This window comes from Thermus thermamylovorans (assembly GCF_004307015.1).
Classification (GTDB): Bacteria; Deinococcota; Deinococci; order Deinococcales; family Thermaceae; genus Thermus; species Thermus thermamylovorans.
Genome location: NZ_SIJL01000034.1, coordinates 1 through 3263, shown reverse-complemented (window position 1 = coordinate 3263; position 3263 = coordinate 1). Strand labels below are relative to the sequence as shown.

Sequence of the window (3263 nt, the reverse complement as noted above, 5' to 3'; positions counted from 1 at the left end):
CCCCCCTTGACAGTCTTGTTTTGGTCTGGTAGTTTTTTCTTTGCGCTGCCCGGCGGGCGGCGGGGGATCTTGAAAGCTGGGGTGGATGGATGGAAGCCGAGGGTTGCGCGATGCGCGCGGCCTTGGAGGGTCAAGATGCTAAGGGCCCACGGTGGATGCCTTGGCACCCGAGCCGATGAAGGACGTGGCTACCTGCGATAAGCCAGGGGGAGCCGGTAGCGGGCGTGGATCCCTGGATGTCCGAATGGGGGAACCCGGCCCGTGGGAACACGGGTCACCGCCCTTAGGGGCGGGGGGAACCTGGGGAACTGAAACATCTCAGTACCCAGAGGAGAGGAAAGCGAAAGCGACTCCCTGAGTAGCGGCGAGCGAAAGGGGAAGAGCCTAAACCGTCCGGCTGGTCCGGGCGGGGTTGTGGGGCCCTCGTATGCCGAATCCCCAGCCTAGCCGAAGCCTCTGGGAAGGGGCGCCAAAGAAGGTGAAAGCCCTGTAGGCGAAAGGTGGGGGGATAGGTGAGGGTACCCGAGTACCCTGGGGTTCGTGGAGCCCTGGGGGAATCTGGGCGGACCACCGCCTAAGGCTAAGTACTCCGGGTGACCGATAGTGGACCAGTACCGTGAGGGAAAGGTGAAAAGAACCCCGGGAGGGGAGTGAAATAGAGCCTGAAACCGTGGGCTTACAAGCAGTCGCGGCCCCTTTTTGGGGTTGCGGCGTGCCTATTGAAGCATGAGCCGGCGACTCACGGTCGTGGGCGAGCTTAAGCCGTGGAGGCGGAGGCGTAGGGAAACCGAGTCCGAAGAGGGCGCGAGCGGGCCGCGTGCGGCCCGCGAAGTCCGCGGCCGTGGACCCGAAACCGGGTGAGCTAGCCCTGGCCAGGGTGAAGCTGGGGTGAAACCCAGTGGAGGCCCGAACCGGTGGGGGATGCAAACCCCTCGGATGAGCTGGGGTTAGGAGTGAAAAGCTAACCGAACCCGGAGATAGCTGGTTCTCCCCGAAATGACTTTAGGGTCAGCCTCAGGTGCTGACTGGGGCCTGTAGAGCACTGATAGGGCTAGGGGGCCCACCAGCCTACCAAACCCTGTCAAACTCCGAAGGGTCCCAGGGGGAGCCTGGGAGTGAGGGCGCGAGCGATAACGTCCGCGTCCGAGCGCGGGAACAACCGAGACCGCCAGCTAAGGTCCCGAAGTCTGGGCTAAGTGGGAAAGGATGTGGCGTTGCTGGGACAGCCAGGAGGTTGGCTTAGAAGCAGCCATCCTTTAAAGAGTGCGTAATAGCTCACTGGTCGAGTGACGCTGCGCCGAAAATGATCGGGGCTTAAGCCCAGCGCCGAAGCTGCGGGTCTGGGGGTTAATCCCTCAGGCGGTAGGGGAGCGTTCCCGATGCCGAGGAAGGTCGTCCGCGAGGGCGGCTGGAGGTAAGGGAAGTGCGAATGCCGGCATGAGTAACGATAAACAGGGTGAGAATCCCTGTCGCCGTAAGCCCAAGGGTTCCTACGCCATGGTCGTCAGCGTAGGGTTAGGCGGGGCCTAAGGTGAGGCCGAGAGGCGTAGCCGAAGGGCAGCCGGTTAATATTCCGGCCCTTCCCATGGGTGCGATGGGGGGACGCTCTAGGCTAGGGGGACCGGAGCCATGGCTGAGCCCGGCCAGAAGCGCAGGGTGGGAGGTAGGCAAATCCGCCTCCCGCGAGCTCTGCGTGGTGGGGAAGCCCGTGAGGGTGACAACCCCCCGAAGCCAGGGAGCCGAGAAAAGCCTCTAAGCACAACCCATGGGAACCCGTACCGCAAACCGACACAGGTGGGCGGGTGCGAGAGCACTCAGGCGCGCGGGAGAACCCTCGCCAAGGAACTCTGCAAGTTAGCCCCGTAACTTCGGGAGAAGGGGTGCTCCCCGCGAGGGGAGCCGCAGTGAACAGGCTCTGGCGACTGTTTACCAAAAACACAGCTCTCTGCGAACCCGTAAGGGGAGGTATAGGGAGCGACGCTTGCCCGGTGCCGGAAGGTCAAGGGGAGGGGTGCAAGCCCTGAACCGAAGCCCCGGTGAACGGCGGCCGTAACTATAACGGTCCTAAGGTAGCGAAATTCCTTGTCGGGTAAGTTCCGACCTGCACGAAAAGCGTAACGACCGGAGCGCTGTCTCGGCGAGGGACCCGGTGAAATTGAACTGGCCGTGAAGATGCGGCCTACCCGTGGCAGGACGAAAAGACCCCGTGGAGCTTTACTGCAGCCTGGTGTTGGCCTTTGGTCGCGTCTGCGTAGGATAGGTGGGAGCCTGGGAAGCCGCCCTTTCGGGGGCGGTGGAGGCGCCGGTGAAATACCACCCTGATGCGGCTGGGGGCCTAACCCGAGGGATCGGGGACAGCGCTTGGCGGGCAGTTTGACTGGGGCGGTCGCCTCCTAAAAGGTAACGGAGGCGCCCAAAGGTTCCCTCAGGCGGGACGGAAATCCGCCGGAGAGCGCAAGGGTAGAAGGGAGCCTGACTGTGAGGCCTGCAAGCCGAGCAGGGGCGAAAGCCGGGCCTAGTGAACCGGTGGTCCCGTGTGGAAGGGCCATCGATCAACGGATAAAAGTTACCCCGGGGATAACAGGCTGATCTCCCCCGAGCGTCCACAGCGGCGGGGAGGTTTGGCACCTCGATGTCGGCTCGTCGCATCCTGGGGCTGAAGAAGGTCCCAAGGGTTGGGCTGTTCGCCCATTAAAGCGGCACGCGAGCTGGGTTCAGAACGTCGTGAGACAGTTCGGTCTCTATCCGCCACGGGCGCAGGAGGCTTGCGGGGGGCTCTTCCTAGTACGAGAGGACCGGAAGGGACGCACCTCTGGTTTCCCAGCTGTCCCTCCAGGGGCATAGGCTGGGTAGCCATGTGCGGGAGGGATAACCGCTGAAAGCATCTAAGCGGGAAACCCGCCCCAAGATGAGGCCTCCCACGGCTTTAGCCGGTAAGGACCCGGGAAGACGACCCGGTGGATGGGCCGGAGGTGTAAGCGCCGCGAGGCGTTGAGCTGACCGGTCCCAATCGTCCGAGGTCTTGACCCCCTTTGCCCTGATGGTCCACCCCAGCCAGATCCCCCGCCTCCCCAAGGGGGCGTGGCCTTTTGAAAGGCAAAACACCGGAATCCCCCGTGCCCCTAGCGGCGTGGAACCACCCGTTCCCATTCCGAACACGGAAGTGAAACGCGCCAGCGCCGATGGTACTGGGACCGCAGGGTCCTGGGAGAGTAGGTCGGTGCGGGGGATTTTTTCCATGCGGGAGTAGCTCAGTTGGTAGA

Annotated in this window: 2 rRNA genes; both read left to right on the top strand. The window is 63.3% G+C overall.

The annotated features are described in order from the left end of the window. Positions 1–128: 128 nt before the first annotated feature. Positions 129–3030: ribosomal RNA gene (locus tag ETP66_RS11695) — 23S ribosomal RNA — on the top strand. Positions 3031–3112: 82 nt separating this feature from the next. Then, positions 3113–3229 (top strand): 5S ribosomal RNA (rrf, locus tag ETP66_RS11690). Positions 3230–3263: the final 34 nt, after the last annotated feature.